Source organism: Chryseobacterium caseinilyticum (genome assembly GCF_014837145.1).
Taxonomy (GTDB): domain Bacteria; phylum Bacteroidota; class Bacteroidia; order Flavobacteriales; family Weeksellaceae; genus Chryseobacterium; species Chryseobacterium caseinilyticum.
The window spans coordinates 999,196-1,019,860 of the sequence record NZ_JACYFS010000001.1 but is presented as its reverse complement, the minus strand read 5'-3'; the positions used below and the strand labels follow the sequence as shown (position 1 = coordinate 1,019,860).

Here is a 20,665-nt window from a genome sequence, read left to right as displayed (position 1 = left end):
AACTAAACTGTAACCACAAGAATTCTCTTTACCAGAGATGAGAAAGGCTGCCTATTGGCAGCCTTTTTTGGGTTGTAAAAAATTGTTTTTTTAGACTTTCAGAAGTTCAATCATTCTTTCCGGGCTTTCTGCTGAGAAAACCGCATTTCCTGCAACCAAAACATCTGCACCTGCATCAAAAAGTTTTGAAGCGTTGTCGATATTCACGCCACCATCGATTTGAATCAAAGCTGTAGAATTATTACTCAGAATGAGATCTTTTGTTTCAGCGATTTTTTTATACGTGTTTTCAATAAATTTTTGTCCGCCAAAACCTGGGTTTACACTCATTAACAAAACCAGATCTACATCGGCAATAATGTCTTCAAGCATTAAAACCGGTGTTGAAGGATTTAAAACTACACCAGCCTTGGCTCCTAAACTTTGAATGTGATGAATTGTTCTGTGTAAATGTGTACAGGCTTCGTAATGAACAGAAACTAAGTCTGCACCATGACTGATGAATTCTTCAACATATTTTTCAGGCTCTACAATCATTAAATGCACATCCATAAATTTTTTGGCATGCTTCTGAATTGTTTTCATCACCGGAAATCCGAAGGAAATGTTTGGTACAAATCTGCCATCCATGACATCTATATGCAGCCAGTCTGCTTGCGAATCGTTGAGCATTTCGATGTCCCGCTGAAGATTTCCAAAGTCCGCAGACAATAGGGAAGGTGCTATAAGCTTAGTTTTCATTTTTACTTTCTATTTACTTTTATCTTTTACCTTGATTCTTTTTACCTGGCTCTTTTTATTTAATGATACTTCAGTTTCATCTCAGGTTTAATTTCCAACAGAGTTTCGTAGATTAATTTAATCACATTGCCAACATCTTCTTTGGATACCATTTCCACCGTGGTATGCATGTAGCGTAAAGGCAGGGAAATCAATGCGCTTGGTACGCCACCGTTGGAATGGGCAAAAGCATCCGTATCAGTTCCCGTCGCACGGCTGGCTGCAGCTCTTTGGTAAGGAATGTTTTTCGACTTTGCGGTATCAATGATCAGTTCTCTTATTTTATGATGCACACTGGGAGCAAAAAATACCACAGGACCATCACCACATTTCTGATCGCCTTCTTTTTTCTTTTCAATCATCGGGGTCGTTGTATCATGGGTGACGTCGGTTACAATTGCGATGTTAGGTTTGATGGTATCTGCAATCATGTCTGCGCCGTAAAGTCCAACTTCCTCCTGTACAGAGTTGGTGATATACAAACCGAACGGAATTATTTTTTTATTTTCCTTTAAAAGTCTTGCCACTTCAGCAATCATAAAACCACCGATTCTGTTATCTAAAGCCCGGCAAACGAAATAACGGTCATTCATTTCAAAAAACTCGTCAGGGTAAGTGATCATACAACCCACGTGAATTCCGAGCTCTTCAACTTCTTCTTTTGAAATTGCACCGCAGTCGATAAAAATATTTTCAATTTTTGGAGTTGGTTCGTTTTGGTTTGCGCTTCTTGTGTGAATTGCCGGCCAGCCAAAAACTCCTTTTACAATACCTTTTTCACCATGGATGCTAACCACTTTTGAAGGCGCTATCGTTTGGTCTGAACCACCGTTTCTGATCACGTAAATTAATCCGTCATCTGTGATATAATTTACATACCATGAGATTTCATCGGCATGGGCTTCAATTACCACTTTGAATTCAGCTTCAGGGTTTATAATGCCGTAGCATGTTCCGTAGTGATCGACTTCAATTTTATCTACATATGGTTTGATGTAATTCATCCATACTTCCTGGCCTTTGTGTTCATATCCGGTAGGGGATGATGTGTTAAGATACTGTTCTAAAAACTTTAGAGACTTCTTTTCGAATTTCATATAGAAAGGAATGATTTTTGCGTTGATTTTTTTTGATACGAAGTGTAAAAATAATGATTTTAAATAAAGTTTTCTTCCCTTTTCTTATTTTTTTTGCGATATCTGCCCACGCTCAAATTGTTGATACTCTCGGAATCAGACCTTTAAGTCAGTATCCACAGGATCAGTTGAAAGTGGATGAATATGGTCAGAAATATTTTTATGACGAAAGACAAAAGGCAAAAATTTACGAGATCAACGGGGAAACAGTTGTTATAATGGATGAATTGAGATTGGTGAACAGACCAAAATTCAATAATCAGCTTGATAAAAATTTCTATCTTTTCCTTAATAAGAAGCTATACCGTGTTTATCCTCTCTTTCTGACAGCTCTTCAGCAGTATCGCGATATTCAGGCAGATATGCAGGATATGGATTCTGCTGCCAAACGGAAATTTGTGAAAGACCGGCAGAATATGCTTGCAGACCAGTATGAAAAACAATTACGGGATCTAACAACTACGGAAGGTCAGGTTTTTGCGAAACTGATGAGCCGCGCAACCGGTAAAAATGTTTTTGAAGTGATCAAAGAACTTCGTGGAGGCTGGAGCGCATTCTGGTGGAATGTAAAAGGAAAAGTGGCAGATATTGATCTTAAGGAAAAATACAATCCTCATAAAAACAGAACCGACGAATTTTTAGAATCACTTTTGCAGTCCAACTGGAACTCCGGCTATCTGCAGCCTTATCCAGGTGCCAAAGATTTTAAGTCTCCGCGATAAAAATAAATTCCTGTAAATTTTACAGGAATTTTTCTTTTAATTTATCAAAGACAATTTTGTCAACGGGTAGGGGAAAAGGGTTGTCCGGTCTGTCAATATCAACCCATTCGGTTCTTTCGATGCAGGGATCTATGATGAGGAAATCTTCTTCGTTGGTAATTTTCACTAAATAGTATATCGTAAGCAACTGTTCGTTATCACGAAATCTTGAAGTGAGAAAATGCTCCTGAGTATAAAAGTGTTCAAGGATTTCAATTTTGACGTTTAACTCTTCATCAAATTCCCTGTGAAGACAGTCTGTAAGACCTTCTCCTAATTCAAGTCCGCCTCCGGGAAGTTTCATCAAGGGCTCGCCGGCGTATTCTTCGAATAAGGTAAGCACTTTTTTATCTTTTACAGCACAGGCATATACTCTTACATTGATTTTATCTACCATATATAATATTTGTCATGCTAATTTAAAGATTTTGTTTTGCCTGAAAGAGAAAAAACCATATTAATCATCTTCTCATTCTAAAATCTTAATTTTTAAATCTCAAATTTCAAATCTCAAATCTTAAATCTAAAGCTTCCATGCATTAATCATTTCCCGCTTTCCCGGAGGTCCCTGCATTTTTTCCACGTTGAAATTGAGTTCCTTTAAAATCCTTCGGACACTGCCTTTGGATGAATATGTTGTTAACAATCCGTTTACACTCATTTTATCTGAAACCATTTCAAAAAGCGGCATCTCCCACAGGTCAGGCTGCACTCTAGCCCCAAAGCAATCGAAATAGACGAGATTTATTTCAGGTAAGTCTGTGTTTTTCAGATCAAAGAAGTCACACTGAATCTTTTTTAAACTGAAACCAGGAACAATTTCCTGGAGATTTTCCCAATCTGTACTGTGAATTTTCTGATAAATATTTTTTAATTCTGCGTTATCAAAAAGTTCAAAATACGCTAAATCATTTATTTCTGATTCATTTATCGGATATTTTTCAAGCGAAAAATAATTAATCTTATGATTTTTGTCAGTTTTTAAATATTCATTAATTGTTACCAAAACATTCAAACCTGTTCCAAAACCGAGTTCTAAAATATTAATTTCGCAATCATTTATTAAATTCAGTCCATTTTTGATAAACACGTGTTCTGCTTCCTGCAACGCACCGTGGTGTGAATGGTAGTTTTCATTTAAGTCATTGATATATAATGTCTTGCTGCCGTCGTTTGTTGTTTTAATCTCCCTTTTCATGCTTTTTTTGTCAAATTTAACGTAAAATTTTTATATTTAAAAAATTATATTAAATTTGTAGAACATCATAAAAAATTTAAGAAATGATAATTCAAAAGACAGAAAACTCCAGAATTTCTACATTCGACCCTAACAACTTTTCCTTCGGAAATACTTTTGCTGATCACATGGTGATCTGTGAGTATGAGAATGGGAAATGGGGTGATGTGAAAGTGGTTCCTTACGGTCCGATTCCTTTTACTCCGGCGATGATGGGAGTAAATTACGGACAGGCTTGTTTTGAAGGTATGAAAGCCTACAAAGACAAAGACGGACAGGTTTTCCTTTTCAGGCCTGAAAAGAATTTTGAGCGTATCAATAAATCTGCGAAGCGTCTTGCAATGCCGGAAGTAACTGAGGAAATGTTTATTGAAGGTTTAAAAGCCCTTGTAAATATCGACAGAGAATGGATTCCGCAGGGCGAAGGAAATTCTTTATACATAAGACCTTTGATTTTCGCAACGGAAGAAGCTTTGAAAGCAAGAGTTGCCAATAAATATATGTTTGCGATTGTGACAACTCCTGCAAAGATGTATTACACAGAACCGGTTTCTGTAAAAATTTCAGATCATTACTCAAGAGCAGCAAGCGGCGGTGTAGGTTCTGCAAAAGCAGCAGGAAACTATGCAGCGTCATTCTACCCAACACAGTTGGCAATTGAAGAAGGTTACGATCAGATTATCTGGACAGACGACGCGACCCACGAATATTTTGAGGAAAGCGGAACAATGAATGTTTTTGTAAGAATCAATGATACAATTTATACTCCTCCAACATCAGAGAAAATTTTAGATGGTGTTACCAGAGACAGTTTCATTCAGTTGGCTAAAAAGAGAGGCTTTGAAGTAAAAGTTGAACCAATTAAAGTAAAAGATGTAGTTGCTGCACAGAAAGACGGCTCTTTAAAAGAAGTTTGGGGTGTAGGAACTGCAGTAGTAACGACGGTGTTCCAGGCATTGGGATATCAGGGTGAAAAACTTGAATTGCCGGCACTTTCAGATGAAGAAAGTTTCGCTGTAACCCTTAAGAATGATTTGGTAAATCTTCAGACCAATCTTACCGAAGATCCTTTCGGATGGAGAGTTTTGGTAGAGAAAAATATTCTTGAGACCGTTTAAGCAACTCGATAATAAATATAAAGTCAGGATTTTTCCTGGCTTTTTTTGTTTTTATATGTTCGCATAATTGCGTATTTTCGCAACGGTTTATAAAATTAATATGTAAACATTCTGCTCTTGAAAAAATTAGTTATTCTATCGGTTTTGGCTTTTGTTGCCTGTAAAAGAAATACTACAGTTTATCCTCCGGTAGGCGGAGTGCTGAGTCAGTCTGACCTTAAAACTTCTAAAGAGAGAACCAAAAATCTCAATACTCTGGAAAGACAGCAGATTCAGGACTGGATTTCTGGTCAACAGACAAAGTTTTATCCTACAAAGCTGAATTACTGGGTAGATGTTGCCGGTTTCGATGACAGACAGAAGCAGATGGATGACGCTCCGGTTTCCTATTCCTACGAACTCTACGATTTTGATATGACTAAAATTTATGAAAAATCATTCGCCAGAGAAAATGCAAAATTCGGTCATTTTGATGAACTGAAAGCCGTGGAGAACGCTCTCAGATACATGAAAGCGGGAGAGGAGATTACGCTGCTTGTGCCTTCATCACTGGCTTACGGAACCTTTGGGGACGAAAACAAAATTGATAACGATGTTCCTTTAATCATAAAACTCAAATTAATATAAATGAAACTTTTTAATAAAAATATAATTCTTGCAGCGGCAAGCGTTTCGCTGATGAGCTGCACTCCAATCTATAAAAAAATGAACGTAGACAAAGAAACTTACGAAGGTCTTAATGACGGACTTTATGCTAATCTTCAGACAACGAAAGGAAACATGATCGTGAAGTTGGAAGATAAAAAAGCACCTGTAACTGTAGCCAACTTTGTTGGTCTTGCAGAAGGAAAAATCGACAACAAAGCGAAAGCGAAAGGTGTTCCTTATTATGACGGAACTATTTTCCACAGAGTAATCAAAGATTTTATGATCCAGGGAGGTGATCCTCAGGGAACAGGAATGGGAGATCCGGGTTACAAGTTTGAAGACGAAAAAAACGACCTTAAACACACAGGGAAAGGTGTTCTTTCTATGGCGAACTCAGGTCCGAACACCAATGGCTCTCAATTCTTTATCACTGAAGTGGCAACACCTTGGTTAGACGGAAGACACACTATTTTCGGTAAAGTGGTGAAAGGTCTTGAGACTGTAGACGCAATTGCAAACGTAGAAAAAGGTCCTCAGGATAAACCAAAAACTGATGTAGTACTTGAAAAAGTGGGGATTTTCAGCAAAGGTGATGAGTATAAAAACTACGATGCTGCGAAAACTTTCACTGAAGGGAAAGCTAAAATCGCTGCCAACAACAAAGCGATGGCTGAAAAAGCTGAAGCTGAAGCGAACAAAAAAATGGAAGATCTGAAAGCAGGAATGCAGAAAACTGAATCTGGTCTTTACTATAAAATCACAAAAACTACTACCGGAGCTTCTCCAAAAGTAGGTGACAATGTTTCCGTGCATTATGCAGGAAAACTGGTTGACGGTACAGAATTCGATTCTTCTTTCAAAAGAAATGAACCTATCGAAATTCCTATCGGAATGGGTAGAGTAATCAAAGGTTGGGACGAAGGAATTCTTTTACTTAAAGAAGGTGAAACCGCTACATTATTAATTCCGCCAGCGATGGGTTACGGAGCAAATGGTGCAGGAGGTGTTATCCCGCCAAATGCGTGGTTGGTTTTCGACGTAGAATTGGTTAAAATTAAATAATCACCAACAAATAATCATATAGCCATTCGCAAGAGTGGCTTTTTTTATATTTTTACTGAAAAAATTTATGAAAACAAAATTTTTATTAAGCCTTTTCGTACTGATGAGCGTGTGTTTTTCTGCGCAGAGTAATGATCAGCAAATCATTTCGAAATCATTTTCCTCTTTTCTGGGAAATCTGAAATCAAAAGATATTGATAAGGCCGTCGAAGGTATTTATCCAAAGTTTTTTACTGTTTTGCCAAAAGATCAGATGACAATGATTTTAAATATGACCTACAACAATCCGATCATGAAGGTCGAAATCATCAACTATAACGTAACACAGGTTGGAAACTCAGAATTGGTGAACGGGGAACATTTTTCTATTGTAAATTACTCTACAAGAATCCGTTGCAATGCTGAAGGGATGCAGGAGGAAATGAGAAATAATATTAAAAAGATGCTCGTTCAGAAATACGGAAACGGAAGTGTGGTCTATTATCCCAATGAAATGGCTTATTACATCAATGCAAAAACAAAAGCCTGCGCCATCTCTAAAGACAGAAAAAACTGGAAATATGTTTTGGTGGAAAAGGAAATGAAATCTCAGTTGAATAAAGTTTTACCGAAGAAAATTTTAGATAAAATTTAAAGTAGTCGATTTGATTTTTAGCCTGAATTTTAGTTTTAAAGCTTTCTGATGAATTTGAAGAACAGATTTACAGTTGAAACCAAAATGTTGGGTCTTCTCACACTTGGAATTATCACTTTGGTCATTCTTTGTGTCTGGATTTCTGGTATTCAGTCTCACAGAACACTGTTTCAGAATTCGATCATTTCTACTTCCATTCTTGCTGGAGCCTTCTTTCTTTTTGTGAGTTTGGGACTGTATTTTGGTTTAAAATTAAAAGAGAATGTAGGAGCTATCGTCAACAGAGAAAAGCTGAAAAGTATTGCCGACAAAAGACCAAAGTTTGAAGGTTTCGATGGAGGTTTACCCGATATTGGCGATGGAGACGGCTGTGCCGGAGTTATTTTATCAGTTGTTTTGTGGTTTTTTATAGGTTTGGTTGCTGTATTTCTTCTATTATTTCTAGGAATTTTTATTTGGGCTACAGTTCTTATCCTGATAGCAATGCTTTACTGGATTTTCTTCCGTGCATTGCGTTTAGTCTTTAAAAATTCAAAACACTGTAAAGATGATTTAGTAAAAAGCTTCGGGTTTGGAATTTTTTATTCATTCTTATATATATCCTGGATTTATGGAATCATTTTCCTGCTTCATTTTTTACAGCATTCTGAAAAAGTAACTTTTTAAATTAATCAATCAGCCTGCAGACAAAATCTACCGTTTGCAACGTCATCTCAAAAACTTTTGCGACTTTTGTCTCTCATTTTTAAACAAGATTTATGAAAATTATAGCTGTCATTCCCGCACGTTACGAAGCAAGCCGTTTTCCTGCAAAACTGATGCAGATTTTAGGAGAAAAAACTGTCATTACAACTACTTATCAAAATGTTGTGGAAACAGGTTTGTTTGATGAAGTTTTCGTCGCCACAGATTCTGAATTGATTTTTAATGAAATCGAAAGTAATGGCGGAAAAGCAGTGATGACAGGGCAACACGAAACCGGCAGCGACCGTATTGCTGAAGCCGTTCAGAATATTGACTGCGATATCGTCATCAACGTTCAGGGCGATGAACCTTTTCTAAAACTTGAACCGCTGCAGCAATTGATTGAAGTCTTTAAAGAAGATGAAAATCAGGAAATTTCTCTGGCTTCATTAAAAATAAAACTTCATGAAAAAGAGGAAATTGAAAATCCAAATAATGTAAAAGTGATTACCGACAATAATGGTTTTGCCCTTTATTTCAGCCGTTCTGTGATTCCTTTTCACAGGGAAATTTCTTACAATGTAGATTACTTTAAACACATTGGCGTCTACGCTTTTCGAAAACATGCTTTGATTCAGTTTTCAAAACTCGAAATGAAGCCTCTCGAAATTTCCGAAAAAATAGAATGCATCCGCTATCTGGAGTACGGAATGAAAATTAAATTAATTGAAACCAATTTTGTGGGAGTCGGGATTGATACACCAGAAGATCTGGAGAAAGCAAGGAAATTAGTTTGAAAATGTATCAATTAGATAATTTGAAAATGCTGTTGATCGTTTGCATTTTCAAATTAATTCATTCTCAGATTTTCCAATATCTGGAATACGGAATGAAAATTAAACTTATAGAATTGAATTTTATCGGTGTAGGGTTTGACACGCCGGAAAATCTGGAGAAAGCGAGGAAATTAATTTGAAAATGTATCAATTAGATAATTTGAAAATGGTGTCGATCATTTTGCATTTCAAATTAATTCATTCTCAGATTTTCCAATATCTGGAATACGGAATGAAAATTAAATTAATTGAAACCAATTTCGTTGGAGTAGGCATTGATACGCCGGAAGATTTGGAAAAAGCAAGGAAATTAATTTGAAAATGTATCAATTAGATAATTTGAAAATGCTGTTGATCGTTTGCATTTTCAAATTAATTCATTCTCAAATTATCCAATATCTGGAATACGGAATGAAAATTAAACTTAGAGAAACGAATTTGATCTGTGTAGGGTCTGATACGCCGGAAGATCTGGAGAAAGCAAGGAAATTAATTTGAAAATGTATCAATTAGATAATTTGAAACTGCTGTTGATAGTTTTGCATTTTCAAATTAATTCATTCTCAAATTTTCAAATTAAAAAAACTTATATTTGACTTGATAAAATTGATTTAATGAAGAAACTTCTTTTAATATTCGTCCTCATATTTTCACAACAGATTTTTGCGCAGACCGCGAAGGAAATCATTGATAAAAACATCGAACTGTCGGGTGGTTTAACGCAGTGGAAGCTTTTAAATTCAGTGTTGCTGCAGGGTAAAGTGATTTTGGGAGTGAAAGATGAATATCCCATAAAGATTTATCAGACACGTCCCAATTTAACAAAAACGGTCATTACCATCAGCGGAAAAGAAACAGCTATCGAAGGATACGACGGAAATAAAGGGTACGCAATGAATTATGCGGCCAACAAACTTCAGGAGTACAAAGAATATGTAGCTGAAAGTTTCGATAACGACTTTATCGACTGGGAAAACAAAGGTTTTGAAGCACAGTATTTAGGCAAAGAAAAAATCGGGAATATCTATTGTCACAAGGTGGAACTTACTAAGAACGTGAATAAAAATATCTATTATTTTGACACCAAAAACTTTATGCTTTTAAAAGAAATAAAAAAAGATGATACTTTACTGTACTCAGATTACAAAAAGGTCGGAAATTTGATGATGCCTTTCAGAATTGAGTCATCGAGCGCCAAAAAAGACGGTGACTACGTGATGATTCTCAACAAAGTGGAGATTAACAAGGTCTTCCCAGCCAATACTTTTAAATTTTAAAATACCTGAATCAATATGAAAAAATTGTTTATTATGCTGCTTTCTTTCGTGGCATTTATCAACAGCTGTGCTCAGAAAAAGTCTGAGACTTCAAAAACCAAAACCAAAGAACTTATGGGAAAATCAATTTATGACTATAAAGTAGATGCTCTTGAAGAAGGCAAAACCATCAACTTTGCAGATTTTAAAGGAAAGAAAATTCTTATTGTCAACACTGCGTCAGAGTGCGGTTTCACGCCTCAGTACAAAGATCTGGAGCAGATCTCAAAAGAATACGGCGATAAGCTTGTTGTAGTAGGTTTTCCTGCCAACAATTTTGGCGGGCAGGAACCCGGTTCAAACGTTGAAATCGGTGCATTCTGTGAGAAAAACTATGGTGTAACTTTTCCATTAGCTGCAAAGGTCTCTGTGAAAGGCGACGACACTGCGCCGATCTTCAAGTATCTTACTGAAAAAGACCTGAATGGTGTAAAAGACAGTCAGATTCTCTGGAATTTCACCAAGTTTCTTTTGGATGAAAACGGTAAGCTCATCGGTTCTTTTAAAAGTGATGTGAAGCCTACGGATGAGGCGATTGTGAAGTATTTGAAGTAAAATACTTTTGGATTATAAATGAAAGCAACCTGATTTGGGTTGCTTTTTTTATACCTGAATGAGTAATCCTGTTATGACAGCATTTTTTTCATCATCAGATCGGTCTGATCTTCATTTCCGAATCTGAAAATATGCCTGCCGAATTCTACAAATCCGTTTTTCTTATAAAACTGCACGGCTCTGGAATTTTCTTCCCAGACTCCAAGCCAGACGTACTTCAAGGCTAACTTATTCGCAATCTCCAGCGCTTTATCATAGAGAATCTGTCCTACCTTCTTACCGTGAAAATCTTTTGAAACATAAATTCTTTCAATTTCAAGCGAGTTGGAATCCTGCAGCTCGGTTTGCGCATTTCCGAAATTCACTTTTAAATAACCAACCACTTCATCCTGTAAAACGGCAAAATAGAATTTGGAGTTTTGGTTTTGAAGTTCAGCCGTTAACTTTTCTGTAGTGAAACCTGTGGTCATGTATTGCTCCATATTTTCTGTTGTGTTGTGTGGCGCAAATGTATCGAAGAATGTTTCCTCTGCAATTTTCTGCAGTGGGGCAATGTCTTCAATTCCAACTTGTTTTAATATAATTTCGTGCATGATTTATTTAATATTTCTATTTATAACTGAATAAATTACACCTTTATTTCCATCAAAATCAAAATCTTTTTCATATTCAAGTCCGGTTTTCTGTAAAACTTTAATGGAAGCTGTATTTTCTTTCATCGCTCTTCCAACGATCTTGTTTAAATTTAATTCTTTAAAACCATAATCGATGCAGCCTACAGCACTTTCTGTGGCAAAACCTTTATTCCAGAAATGCTCAAAAAACCTAAAGCCAATATCTGTCTCATCCAATTTTTCATCGTATTTCAAGCCACACCAACCCAGAAATTCGCCACTCGATTTTTCGATAACCGCCCATCTTCCGAAACCGTTTTTCTGATAATCTGAGTAGTTTTCAAGAAAAGACCGAGCCTCTTCAATATTTTTAAAAGCTGAATTTCCGGTGTATCGGATGACGTTTGGATTTGAATTTAAATGATAAAAATGTTCGGCATCATTAATATTGAATTCGCGGAGGGCAAGGCGTTTTGTTTCGAGTATTGTTTTCATAAGCTGTAAATATAATACCATTTTTGATTGTCGCCCTGTTCCCCAAAGGTATTAATCAAAAAAAGAGTCACATTACTGCAACTCTTTATAATTATTAATAAATTTTAATTTCCAATTCTTTTATAATCCAACGGTGATTTTAAAAACTGGTTTTAAATTAACCTTCAATTCATCAAGACTAGTCTGAGCTCCTTTAATTTCTAAAAATAAAGAATTTTGTTTTGATTTTAAGTAGTCAATCAGTTCTGTATCCGTAGTATTGATAGTAAGAGTATTGGGATTGGTGTTGTTTTCAACTGTTCCGACTAAAACTTCCGGAAGATTTGGAGCTTTGATAAATACTTTTGCACCATTGATGATATTCAGTTTATTTCCTAATGTAGAGCTTATGTAATCAATAGTAAAACCGGTAAGCTTCACAGATTTCAGATTTTCTACAGATAATTTAGAATTTTTCTCCTTGATCTTAGCATCTACATCGATGTTAAGAGGAATTTCCGGATAACGCAGATAAGAACTTGTGTTGACAGTTGCAAATGGTAAATCCTTTTCAAGCGTTAAAGGGATATCAAATGGTACCGGAACTTCAATGTCATCTTTATCGCAGCTTGTAAGCGAAAGTGTAGTTGTTCCCAATAATCCAAATACAAGGACAAATCTTAAAAGTAATTTTTTCATAAATATAATTTAAACTCTGCCTGTCTAAATTGATGCCAAACTACTGTAAATACTTTTATTCATAGATATATTAAAATGTATACAAAAAAAAGCGATCCGAAGACCGCCTTTCAATTATAATTTATTCTGTTTAATCCGCTTTGCAGATAAATTGAGAAAACGTTTCACGAGCATTGCTGCGGAAATTGTTAAACCCAAGCCAAGCGCTATCCACATCCCGAAAGCACCCATTTTCATTGTTACACAAAGAAAATATCCTAATGGAATTGTGATCAGCCAATAAGCGATAAAGGTGTAAATGGAGGGAACTTTCACATCCTGCAAACCTCTCAGCATTCCCAGAGCCGTCACCTGAATTCCGTCTGATAACTGGAAAAGAGCGGCGATAATCAGTAATTTTGATGCCAGCAAAATAACTTCAGTTTCTTCAGGTTTTGTGAAAAATGTGGGAAGAATATTTCTTCCGAAAATAAAAAACAATCCGCAAAGACACATGAAGAGAAATGCAATTTTAATATTATTGATTCCGATTTTTCTTAATTCAATAAAATTCTGTTCGCCCAGTTTTCTTCCGATCATCACGGTTGACGCTACACTGAAACCGATACAGAGATTAAAAGTAAACGACGCCATGCTCAGTGCAATCTGATGCGAAGCGATATCGTGAGCAGAAACCAGTCCGCAAATGAAAGCCGCTGCTGCAAAAGCCGTCACCTCAAAAAACATCTGCAGAGCAGTCGGAAAGCCTAATCTTACCATTTTCTCAAACATATTCTTTGAAAATACTGTTACTTTTAATGAAAAATCTTTGATGTACTGCCTGGTTTTCGGTTCTTTAATCAGGACGAAATACAGAAAAACCACCATGAATATTCTGGCAATCAAACTCGCCAGAGCAGAACCTTTTACTCCCATTTCTGGGAAGATCCAAAGCCCTTTGATGAAAACATAATTTAAAGCAATGTTGATTACATTGGCAATAATAGTCGCTTTTGTTACCCCGATGGTGTACGACAGACCTTCAGAAACCTCTCTCAAAGTCTGAAATGCCATAAAGGGCACGATGCTGATTGCCATAATCCATAAAAAGTCTACCGTATCAGGAATAATTTTTGCCGGCTGACCGGAATGATAGAGTAGTGGCAGGCCCGCAAACAGAACCAGCATCAGAATAATTCCGACAGTCATATTAATAACAAAACCATGACTGAATACCGAATTGATGGTCTTGTGATCATGCTGAGAATGCGCCTCTGAAACCAAAGGCGGAATGGCAAACGAAAAACCCAATGCCAAAACAAACATTGAGAAAAATACGGCGTTACCCAAAGAAACAGAAGCCAGTGCATCTGCTCCCAAAAGTCGACCGACAATAATGTTGTCAAAAAGGTTTACAGAAACCTGCCCAACCTGTGTAAGCATTACCGGAAGAGCCAGTGTGAGGGCTTCTTTCGTGTAATTTTTATTTAAAAAGTTCATAATAGTAACAAAAAAAAATCTGCAGCATAAATACTGCAAATTTTTATAATTTAAGAGAATTAAGTATTAATTTATTTTCTCACAAAACTTGCAACGTCTTCCTGCGAAACAGTAGCTCCACCAAGAATGATTAATCTTTCCACTACGTTTCTCAGCTCACGGATGTTCCCTGTCCACGAAAGTGCTTCCAGCGCCTTAATTGCCGAATCATCGAATTTCTTAAGTGCAGTTCCGTGCTCGTCGGAGATCAGTCCTGAGAAGTGATCTACTAAAAGCTTGATATCTGCTTTTCTTTCATCCAACGGCGGTACATAGATTTCAATTACAGAAAGTCTGTGGTACAAATCTTCTCTGAATCTTCCGGCTTCGATTTCTTTAGCCATATTTTTATTGGTTGCTGCAAGTACTCTCACATCAACCTTGATCTCTTTGTCACTTCCTACCGGCGAAACTTTGCTTTCCTGCAACGCTCTCAAAACTTTAGCCTGAGCAATCAGACTCATATCACCGATTTCATCTAAAAAGATAGTTCCGTTGTTGGCCTGTTCAAATTTTCCCTGCTTATCTTTAATTGCTCCGGTAAACGAACCTTTAACGTGACCGAAAAGTTCAGATTCAATCAGTTCAGAAGGAATAGCGGCACAGTTTACTTCCACCATTGGACCTCTTGATCTTTCACTCAAATTGTGAATAGCGTGAGCCACAAGTTCTTTTCCGGCGCCGTTGGGACCTGTGATCAAAACTCTTGCATCAGAAACTGCCACCTTTTCAATCATCTCCTGGATCTTTTTTAAAGGTTCAGACTCACCGATCATCTGGTATTTTTTGTTAACTTTCTTCTTAAGCGTTTTGTTTTCGTTCTGAAGATTTTTATTTTCTTTTTTAAGTGTTTCTTTAACCAAAGCATTTTTCACACTTGTAATCAGTCTGTTGATGTCGATTGGCTTTGAGATAAAATCGTAAGCTCCGTCTTTCAGACAGGAAACCGCAGAATCGATGTCGGCGTGACCGGAAATCATGATAAAAGTGCTTTCAGGTTTCAGCGCCATGCTTTGTTTCAGAAGTTCCGTTCCTGATAATTTCGGCATTTTGATATCAGAAATTACCAGCGCAAAATCTTCTTTTTCAATATGTTTAATTCCTTCGAGACCGTCTTCGGCAATCACAAATTCATATTCGGTCAGTTCATCAGAAAGAATACTGTGAAGTACTCCGGAAATAGCTTTTTCGTCTTCTACGATAAGGATTTTTTGCATAGTCGCAATTTAATTAATTTTGCCGGATTATCAGCAAATATTGTTCCTAAATAGTCTTTTGATGTAAAACACTGGTATCTGTCAATCTTAACAGAAGATATTCTGGAAATTACCTTTGAGAAAGAGAGCGCTGAACTGAAAAATTATGAACACCGAAAATTATTGTAACACCTCTATCGTTAAACTTCTGCGGAAATCTGCGCATTAAATCTCCGAAAATCTGCGGGAAAATTTACATGAAATATCCATGAGCGCAAAAAGATTTACTGTGAATAATCCCTTCTTCCAAAAATCGCTGAACCTACACGTACAGAATTGGCACCGCATTCAATTGCAACAGGGAAATCATCACTCATTCCCATTGAAAGGGTTTTTAAAGTATGTTTTTCATTAAGTTTATCAAAGAGGTTTTTTAAAACTGAAAATTCTTTTTTAATCTGATCTTCATCTTCTGTAAAAGTGGCCATACCCATCAGTCCCGTAATTTCAATGTTCGGAAAATCTCCACTGATGAATTTTTGAAACAGATTTTCAGCTTCTGAAATGTCAAGACCAAATTTTGAATCTTCTTCTGCGATTTTTACCTGTAAAAAAACTTTGATTGTGCGGTTATTTTTGGCAGCTTCTTTATTGATTTCATTCAAAAGTTTTTCAGAATCCACACTTTGGATGGTGTCGATATACTCAGCAATATATTTCACTTTGTTGGTCTGCAGATGTCCGATCAGATGCCATTGAATATCTTTTGGCAGTTGAGGATATTTTTCTGTCAGTTCCTGCACTTTATTCTCGCCAAAAACCTTCTGTCCGAAATCATAAACCTCCTGAATAGCCGCCACCGGATGTGTTTTTGAAACAGCAACCAATTCCACAGTATCGGGAAGCTGACTTTTTATGTTGTGGTAATTTTCCTGTAAACTCATAACTGCAAATTTCTGATTTTTTGTTGGATTTTAAGTTTAAATACAGCTTTATTCTTCCAAAATTCTTTTCAGATACAAAGCATTTTTTATAGCAGCAGTTCCCCATGTATTATTGAAAAAGACATAAGATTTAAGACTGTTATCTCTAAATTTCGCTGCCAGATTCTCAAGAAATTCCTCTGTGTATTCAGATTTATAGAGGACTGGCTTTCCGTGAAGTCTGTAGTACAGAACATCAGAATTACTGATAATTACTTCATCGGGAAGATCAGAGGGAAAGCTCACGCCGGAAAAAACAATATTGTTTAGTTTTAAAGCTTCGAAAACCTCGTTCTCCCACCACGATTCGTGCCTGAACTCAATGACATTCAAAAAATTAGGATCTAAACTGTCTTTTATTACATCTGAATTTTCACCAGAATTCTTGAACGACGGTGGAAACTGATATAAGAATCCCGCAAGCTTATTTTTTAAACCACTTTGAATATGATTGCAGAAATTAAGGATTTCTTCTCTGCAGTCTTTCAGCCGTTTTTCATGAGAAATTGTCTTTGGCATTTTAATAAAGAATTTAAAATCATCAGGAGTTTCGTCAAACCATTTTAACAATGTTTTTGCTGTTGGTTTCCTGTAAAATGTAGAATTGATTTCCACACAGTTAAATTCTTTCGAATAAAGTGTAAGAAAATCCTTGCTTTTGGCTTCCTCAGGAAACAGAGAACCCTTCCAATCATTGTTGTAAAAACCTGAGCAACCTATGTAAATCTTTTCTTTTTCCATTTTTATCTTAACTTCAAATGATTCATTACCTTTTTCTGTCTGGAAAATATCGGCAATTCCGTTAGATATGTGTGAATTCAAATCATTTAATTTTCAGATCAACAGCATTTAATCTTAATGAATTTAAAATCACAGACAGAGAACTTACACTCATCGCTGCCGCCGCAATCATCGGAGACAGAAGAATTCCGAAAATCGGGTACAGAAGTCCTGCTGCAACCGGGATTCCCAAAATATTATAAACAAAGGCAAAAAACAGATTTTCCTTAATGTTTTTAAGCAGTTTTTCACTCAGCAATTTTGCCTGAAAAACACCCAGAAGATCGCCTTTCAGCAAAGTGATTTCAGCACTTTCTATGGCAACATCAGTTCCTGTTCCCATGGCAATTCCAATGTTTGCCTGGGCAAGGGCAGGAGAATCGTTGATGCCGTCGCCGGTCATGGCTACTATTTTTCCCTGAGACTGAAGTTTTTTCACTTCATTCAACTTATCTTCAGGAAGACAATTGGCTTTGAAATTTTTAATTCCTAGTTCATCCGCAACTGCTTTTGCTGTATTTTCATTGTCGCCGGTCATCATGATGATTTCAATACCTTCATCCTGCAATTGCCGTACAGCTTTTTTAGATGATTCTTTTATTTTATCTGTGAAAATGATGAACCCTAAAACTTCATTTTCCTGAACCAGAAAAGAGATTGTATGTGCTTTCGACTGAATTTCGACTGCTTTAGATTTTAGATTTTCAGGAATAAATATTTGGTTTGAATTCAAAAGTTTTTCGTTGCCGAGATAAACCGTTTTTCGATTGATAATTCCTTTCACACCTTTGCCGGTAATATTTTCAAAACTGCTGACTTTTTCCGCAGCAATATTTTGATCTTTTGCCTTTTTGATCACAGCATCTGACAAAGGGTGTTCGGAATTTTGGTTGAGTGAATAAGCTAAATTTAAAATTAAATCTGCATTATTATTCAACGTTTCAATATGTTCAAGTGATGGTTTTCCTTCGGTTAAAGTTCCTGTTTTATCGGTGATCAGGACATTTACTTTATTCATCTGTTCAAGTGCTTCGGCATTTTTAATCAAAATGCCATTTTTAGCTCCTTTACCAATGCCAACCATTAAAGACATCGGCGTTGCCAAGCCTAAAGCACACGGACATGCAACAATTAAAACAGCAACAGCATTTACGAAAGCAAAAAGAGTTTTCTGATCTTCAGGTCCAAAAATTTGCCACAATACAAAGGTTAAGACTGATATTAAAATAACAGAAGGAACAAATATTTTCGCCACTTTATCAGTCAGTTTCTGAATTGGAGCTCTGCTTCGGCTGGCATCGTTGACCATTTTAATGATTTTTGCAAGCAGCGTTTCATCACCTACTTTTTCAGCTTTCATCATAAAAACCTGATTTCCGTTGATGGTACCTGCACTTACGTTCGCATTTATACTTTTTTCGACAGGAACTGGTTCACCCGTGATCATACTTTCGTCTATCACTGAATTTCCTTCAATAATTTTCCCATCCACCGGAATTTTCTCACCTGGTTTTACTTTTAAAATATCCCCAATTTTTATTTCGGAAAGAGGGACTTTTTTCTCTTCGCCATTCATCATTAAATTGGCTTCATCAGGCGATAAACTCATCAGTTCGCGGATGGCATTTCCTGTTTTCTTATGAGCAAAAGCTTCCATCAGCTGACCTAAAATAACCAAAGTTAAAATCACACAAACGGCTTCAAAATACAGAGGAATTGCATGATTATGACCAAGGATTTCATGTGGAATACTTTCCGGAAAAATTAATGCAACAATACTGAACAGAAAAGCTGCAGAAACGCCCAGCGCAATCAGGCTGAACATGTTTAAATTCCATGTTTTAAAAGAAATCCAACCTCTTTTAATCAGAAACCATCCCGAATAAAACAGAACGGGAAGCGTCAGAAACAATTCAATCCAGCCCTGAACGGTGTGCGAAAAAGGAAAATCAATCAGCATTCCACCCATTGAAAGAATAAAAACAGGAATTGTAAATGCCAGAGAAATAAAAAGTTTCCGTTTTAAAACAGAATAATTATCATCTGAATCGTCGCCATTTTTATCAGGATATTTTACGAGATCCATACCGCAAACCGGACATCCAAAGTTGGAATCATAGACTTTATCTCCCTCACAAAACATGGGACAGTAATATTTTCCCGCGTTGTCAGTTTCGTGTTTTGATGACTGATCACTTCCAGCATCTGACATCCCGCTTTCAACCAATTCCTCAGTTATTTCTTCAAGATGCATGTGGCAGACTGGGCAGCCAATGTCGCTGTCGTACACTTTATCGCTTTCGCAGAACATCGGGCAGTAGTATTTCCCGATATTGTCTTTAAAATTTTCGGGAAGATTTGTTGAAGAAAACTTAGGCTTGTAATTGGGATCTTTTTCCAGCTTTTCCTCAACAGGAACCAGAAACATATTGCAGACCGGACATCTTTTTCCCTTCTGAAAATAGACCTTGTCGCCTTCACATTCCATCGGGCAGTAGTAGACTGAGCTCGGTGAAATTCTTTCGCTGGGATGCGGTTTCTTATGTTGATGAGATTTGTTTTCCATTGTTTGAATTTACAATACAAATTTCAGGAAAGCAAACGGGATTCTGTTACAGAATTGAGGATTATGTTTACAGAATTAAAGTTTTAATTTTAAATCAAATCCAAAGCTCGTCGGTTGTGAACTTTCAGTTTTTTAAATTCAGTAGGAGTGAAGCCTGTAATGCTTCTGAATTGTGCAGAAAGATGCTGAACACTTTTGTAACCAAGCTTTGACGAGATTTCTGTGAGTGTAAATTCATTGTAAAGCAGTAATTCTTTAACCTTTTCTATCTTCTGAAGAATAAAAAACTGTTCTAAAGTCACATTCTCATGCTGCGAAAAAGTTTTTGAAATTAAACTGTAATCTTTGTGCAGATTGGATGAAAGAAACTCAGACAGCACAAAATCGTCTGCAATATCGAGACTGCTGATTTTTGTAATGATCAGATTTCTAATTTTTTCAGTAATCTGCTGCGTGGAGTCTTTTATTCTTTCAAATCCGGTCTGCTGTAAATTCTTTTCTATGATTTTTAAATTTTCCTCGGTGACGGGTAATTCAGTTTCCAGTTCACCGAGTTTGATTGAAACAGTGGCAATTCCGGCATCTTCAAAAATTTTTGAAACTGCCGAAATACAACGGTTGCACACCATATTTTTAATGAAAATCTTCATCACTTTCCTTTGGCTTGAGCCTGTCTTTTACAAATTCTACTTTGGTTTTGCCGTGAGGTGCCGGATTTCCGTCTTCATCGAGGTTTACCATTACAATTCTGTCTACGGTGATGATCGTCTGGTGCGTCATTTTATTTCTTACCTGGCAGGCTAATGTCACCGATGTAGAGCCAAATCTTGTTACTTCAATACCGATTTCAATAATATCTCCCTGCTTTGCAGAACTTACAAAGTTGATTTCTGAAATAAATTTTGTTACGATTTTCTTATTTTCAAGCTGAATTACGGCGTACAAAGCGGCTTCTTCGTCAATCCACTGCAAAAGTCTTCCTCCAAAAAGCGATTGGTTGGGATTAAGGTCTTCGGGTTTCACCCATTTTCTGGTATGATAGTTCATTTTTTTATCGATTGTTGTTTA

24 protein-coding genes and 1 pseudogene are annotated in these 20,665 nt (G+C 36.5%); 11 read left to right on the top strand and 14 right to left on the bottom strand.

Annotated features, from left to right (window positions below; genetic code table 11):
* Positions 1-90 precede the first annotated feature (90 nt).
* Entirely contained in the window at positions 91-741 is a 651-nt protein-coding gene (gene rpe / locus IC610_RS04915) for a ribulose-phosphate 3-epimerase (protein ID WP_191735488.1), read from the bottom strand.
* Between the two features lie 59 nt (positions 742-800).
* Positions 801-1,877, bottom strand: coding sequence for a chryseobasin maturation metalloprotease ChrP (chrP, locus tag IC610_RS04910; RefSeq protein WP_191735487.1), 1,077 nt, complete (start codon positions 1,875-1,877; stop codon positions 801-803).
* A 53-nt stretch (positions 1,878-1,930) separates the two neighbouring features.
* Here chrP and IC610_RS04905 point away from each other — a divergent pair, with 53 nt between their 5' ends.
* Positions 1,931-2,638, top strand: a complete 708-nt coding sequence (locus IC610_RS04905) for a DUF4294 domain-containing protein (protein ID WP_191735486.1) — start codon at positions 1,931-1,933, stop codon at positions 2,636-2,638.
* A 19-nt stretch (positions 2,639-2,657) separates the two neighbouring features.
* On the opposite strand, the gene IC610_RS04900 is transcribed toward IC610_RS04905, so the two are convergent.
* Both IC610_RS04900 and mnmD read right to left on the bottom strand, forming a co-directional pair.
* The gene (locus IC610_RS04900; protein ID WP_191735485.1) at positions 2,658-3,074 is read right to left on the bottom strand and encodes an NUDIX domain-containing protein; all 417 of its coding nucleotides are present in this window, start codon (positions 3,072-3,074) and stop codon (positions 2,658-2,660) included.
* A gap of 126 nt (positions 3,075-3,200) precedes the next feature.
* Positions 3,201-3,875 (bottom strand): tRNA (5-methylaminomethyl-2-thiouridine)(34)-methyltransferase MnmD, encoded by a 675-nt coding sequence (mnmD, locus tag IC610_RS04895; protein WP_191735484.1) that lies wholly within the window; start codon positions 3,873-3,875, stop codon positions 3,201-3,203.
* Positions 3,876-3,958: 83 nt separating this feature from the next.
* Here mnmD and IC610_RS04890 point away from each other — a divergent pair, with 83 nt between their 5' ends.
* The 10 genes and pseudogenes from IC610_RS04890 to IC610_RS04845 all read left to right on the top strand — a co-directional run bounded on the left by IC610_RS04890 (position 3,959) and on the right by IC610_RS04845 (position 10,767).
* Positions 3,959-5,032 carry a branched-chain amino acid aminotransferase gene (locus IC610_RS04890; RefSeq protein WP_056080348.1) on the top strand — a complete coding sequence of 358 codons (1,074 nt, stop codon included), beginning with the start codon at positions 3,959-3,961 and terminating at the stop codon, positions 5,030-5,032.
* Between the two features lie 117 nt (positions 5,033-5,149).
* Positions 5,150-5,659: an FKBP-type peptidyl-prolyl cis-trans isomerase gene (locus tag IC610_RS04885; RefSeq protein WP_191735483.1), complete on the top strand. Its 510-nt coding sequence runs from the start codon at positions 5,150-5,152 to the stop codon at positions 5,657-5,659.
* Positions 5,660-5,737: 78 nt separating this feature from the next.
* On the top strand, positions 5,738-6,742 hold the full coding sequence (locus tag IC610_RS04880; protein ID WP_191736208.1) for a peptidylprolyl isomerase: 1,005 nt from the start codon (positions 5,738-5,740) through the stop codon (positions 6,740-6,742).
* 67 nt (positions 6,743-6,809) lie between these two features.
* Complete coding sequence (locus IC610_RS04875; protein ID WP_191735482.1) at positions 6,810-7,376, top strand: hypothetical protein; 567 nt, start codon at positions 6,810-6,812, stop codon at positions 7,374-7,376.
* Positions 7,377-7,424: 48 nt separating this feature from the next.
* Entirely contained in the window at positions 7,425-8,042 is a 618-nt protein-coding gene (locus IC610_RS04870; protein ID WP_191735481.1) for a hypothetical protein, read from the top strand.
* A 92-nt stretch (positions 8,043-8,134) separates the two neighbouring features.
* Complete coding sequence (kdsB, locus tag IC610_RS04865) at positions 8,135-8,857, top strand: 3-deoxy-manno-octulosonate cytidylyltransferase (protein WP_191735480.1); 723 nt, start codon at positions 8,135-8,137, stop codon at positions 8,855-8,857.
* A 2-nt stretch (positions 8,858-8,859) separates the two neighbouring features.
* The gene (locus tag IC610_RS20230) at positions 8,860-9,036 is read left to right on the top strand and encodes a hypothetical protein (protein ID WP_394368291.1); all 177 of its coding nucleotides are present in this window, start codon (positions 8,860-8,862) and stop codon (positions 9,034-9,036) included.
* 65 nt (positions 9,037-9,101) lie between these two features.
* A pseudogene (locus IC610_RS20250) lies at positions 9,102-9,215 on the top strand (3-deoxy-manno-octulosonate cytidylyltransferase); the annotation flags it as partial.
* 295 nt (positions 9,216-9,510) lie between these two features.
* The gene (locus IC610_RS04850; protein WP_056080331.1) at positions 9,511-10,173 is read left to right on the top strand and encodes a hypothetical protein; all 663 of its coding nucleotides are present in this window, start codon (positions 9,511-9,513) and stop codon (positions 10,171-10,173) included.
* A gap of 15 nt (positions 10,174-10,188) precedes the next feature.
* Complete coding sequence (locus IC610_RS04845; RefSeq protein ID WP_191735479.1) at positions 10,189-10,767, top strand: glutathione peroxidase; 579 nt, start codon at positions 10,189-10,191, stop codon at positions 10,765-10,767.
* A gap of 71 nt (positions 10,768-10,838) precedes the next feature.
* Here the strand turns inward: IC610_RS04845 and IC610_RS04840 are convergent, their stop codons facing one another.
* The 10 genes from IC610_RS04840 to IC610_RS04795 all read right to left on the bottom strand — a co-directional run bounded on the left by IC610_RS04840 (position 10,839) and on the right by IC610_RS04795 (position 20,644).
* Complete coding sequence (locus IC610_RS04840) at positions 10,839-11,360, bottom strand: GNAT family N-acetyltransferase (protein WP_191735478.1); 522 nt, start codon at positions 11,358-11,360, stop codon at positions 10,839-10,841.
* 3 nt (positions 11,361-11,363) lie between these two features.
* On the bottom strand, positions 11,364-11,876 hold the full coding sequence (locus IC610_RS04835) for a GNAT family N-acetyltransferase (RefSeq protein WP_191735477.1): 513 nt from the start codon (positions 11,874-11,876) through the stop codon (positions 11,364-11,366).
* Between the two features lie 120 nt (positions 11,877-11,996).
* Entirely contained in the window at positions 11,997-12,554 is a 558-nt protein-coding gene (locus IC610_RS04830) for a hypothetical protein (RefSeq protein ID WP_191735476.1), read from the bottom strand.
* Positions 12,555-12,668: 114 nt separating this feature from the next.
* Positions 12,669-14,033, bottom strand: a complete 1,365-nt coding sequence (locus IC610_RS04825) for an MATE family efflux transporter (protein WP_191735475.1) — start codon at positions 14,031-14,033, stop codon at positions 12,669-12,671.
* Between the two features lie 71 nt (positions 14,034-14,104).
* Positions 14,105-15,289 carry a sigma-54-dependent transcriptional regulator gene (locus IC610_RS04820; RefSeq protein WP_056080317.1) on the bottom strand — a complete coding sequence of 395 codons (1,185 nt, stop codon included), beginning with the start codon at positions 15,287-15,289 and terminating at the stop codon, positions 14,105-14,107.
* A 263-nt stretch (positions 15,290-15,552) separates the two neighbouring features.
* Positions 15,553-16,212 carry a YggS family pyridoxal phosphate-dependent enzyme gene (locus IC610_RS04815; protein ID WP_191735474.1) on the bottom strand — a complete coding sequence of 220 codons (660 nt, stop codon included), beginning with the start codon at positions 16,210-16,212 and terminating at the stop codon, positions 15,553-15,555.
* A 48-nt stretch (positions 16,213-16,260) separates the two neighbouring features.
* A complete protein-coding gene (locus tag IC610_RS04810; RefSeq protein WP_228462850.1) occupies positions 16,261-17,073 on the bottom strand; it encodes a DUF72 domain-containing protein in 813 nt (270 codons plus the stop codon).
* Position 17,074: 1 nt separating this feature from the next.
* A complete protein-coding gene (locus tag IC610_RS04805) occupies positions 17,075-19,597 on the bottom strand; it encodes a copper-transporting P-type ATPase (RefSeq protein ID WP_191735473.1) in 2,523 nt (840 codons plus the stop codon).
* A gap of 89 nt (positions 19,598-19,686) precedes the next feature.
* Positions 19,687-20,247, bottom strand: a complete 561-nt coding sequence (locus IC610_RS04800) for a helix-turn-helix domain-containing protein (RefSeq protein ID WP_191735472.1) — start codon at positions 20,245-20,247, stop codon at positions 19,687-19,689.
* The gene (locus IC610_RS04795) at positions 20,231-20,644 is read right to left on the bottom strand and encodes an acyl-CoA thioesterase (protein ID WP_056080302.1); all 414 of its coding nucleotides are present in this window, start codon (positions 20,642-20,644) and stop codon (positions 20,231-20,233) included. The genes IC610_RS04800 and IC610_RS04795 overlap by 17 nt, the downstream gene beginning before the upstream one ends.
* Between the last annotated feature and the right edge of the window lie 21 nt (positions 20,645-20,665).

Excerpts from the sequence above, each read along its gene's own strand:
- IC610_RS04845 (WP_191735479.1), top strand. The coding sequence starts at position 10,189 with ATGAAAAAATTGTTTATTATGCTGCTTTCTTTCGTGGCATTTATCAAC.
- IC610_RS04870 (WP_191735481.1), top strand. The coding sequence starts at position 7,425 with ATGAATTTGAAGAACAGATTTACAGTTGAAACCAAAATGTTGGGTCTT.
- IC610_RS04820 (WP_056080317.1), bottom strand. The coding sequence starts at position 15,289 with ATGCAAAAAATCCTTATCGTAGAAGACGAAAAAGCTATTTCCGGAGTA.
- IC610_RS04800 (WP_191735472.1), bottom strand. The coding sequence starts at position 20,247 with ATGAAGATTTTCATTAAAAATATGGTGTGCAACCGTTGTATTTCGGCA.
- IC610_RS04875 (WP_191735482.1), top strand. The coding sequence starts at position 6,810 with ATGAAAACAAAATTTTTATTAAGCCTTTTCGTACTGATGAGCGTGTGT.
- IC610_RS04890 (WP_056080348.1), top strand. The coding sequence starts at position 3,959 with ATGATAATTCAAAAGACAGAAAACTCCAGAATTTCTACATTCGACCCT.
- IC610_RS04815 (WP_191735474.1), bottom strand. The coding sequence starts at position 16,212 with ATGAGTTTACAGGAAAATTACCACAACATAAAAAGTCAGCTTCCCGAT.
- IC610_RS04805 (WP_191735473.1), bottom strand. The coding sequence starts at position 19,597 with ATGGAAAACAAATCTCATCAACATAAGAAACCGCATCCCAGCGAAAGA.
- kdsB (WP_191735480.1), top strand. The coding sequence starts at position 8,135 with ATGAAAATTATAGCTGTCATTCCCGCACGTTACGAAGCAAGCCGTTTT.
- IC610_RS04850 (WP_056080331.1), top strand. The coding sequence starts at position 9,511 with ATGAAGAAACTTCTTTTAATATTCGTCCTCATATTTTCACAACAGATT.
- mnmD (WP_191735484.1), bottom strand. The coding sequence starts at position 3,875 with ATGAAAAGGGAGATTAAAACAACAAACGACGGCAGCAAGACATTATAT.
- IC610_RS04795 (WP_056080302.1), bottom strand. The coding sequence starts at position 20,644 with ATGAACTATCATACCAGAAAATGGGTGAAACCCGAAGACCTTAATCCC.
- IC610_RS04830 (WP_191735476.1), bottom strand. The coding sequence starts at position 12,554 with ATGAAAAAATTACTTTTAAGATTTGTCCTTGTATTTGGATTATTGGGA.
- IC610_RS04880 (WP_191736208.1), top strand. The coding sequence starts at position 5,738 with ATGAACGTAGACAAAGAAACTTACGAAGGTCTTAATGACGGACTTTAT.
- rpe (WP_191735488.1), bottom strand. The coding sequence starts at position 741 with ATGAAAACTAAGCTTATAGCACCTTCCCTATTGTCTGCGGACTTTGGA.
- IC610_RS04825 (WP_191735475.1), bottom strand. The coding sequence starts at position 14,033 with ATGAACTTTTTAAATAAAAATTACACGAAAGAAGCCCTCACACTGGCT.
- IC610_RS04840 (WP_191735478.1), bottom strand. The coding sequence starts at position 11,360 with ATGCACGAAATTATATTAAAACAAGTTGGAATTGAAGACATTGCCCCA.
- IC610_RS04835 (WP_191735477.1), bottom strand. The coding sequence starts at position 11,876 with ATGAAAACAATACTCGAAACAAAACGCCTTGCCCTCCGCGAATTCAAT.
- chrP (WP_191735487.1), bottom strand. The coding sequence starts at position 1,877 with ATGAAATTCGAAAAGAAGTCTCTAAAGTTTTTAGAACAGTATCTTAAC.
- IC610_RS04905 (WP_191735486.1), top strand. The coding sequence starts at position 1,931 with ATGATTTTAAATAAAGTTTTCTTCCCTTTTCTTATTTTTTTTGCGATA.
- IC610_RS04900 (WP_191735485.1), bottom strand. The coding sequence starts at position 3,074 with ATGGTAGATAAAATCAATGTAAGAGTATATGCCTGTGCTGTAAAAGAT.
- IC610_RS20230 (WP_394368291.1), top strand. The coding sequence starts at position 8,860 with ATGTATCAATTAGATAATTTGAAAATGCTGTTGATCGTTTGCATTTTC.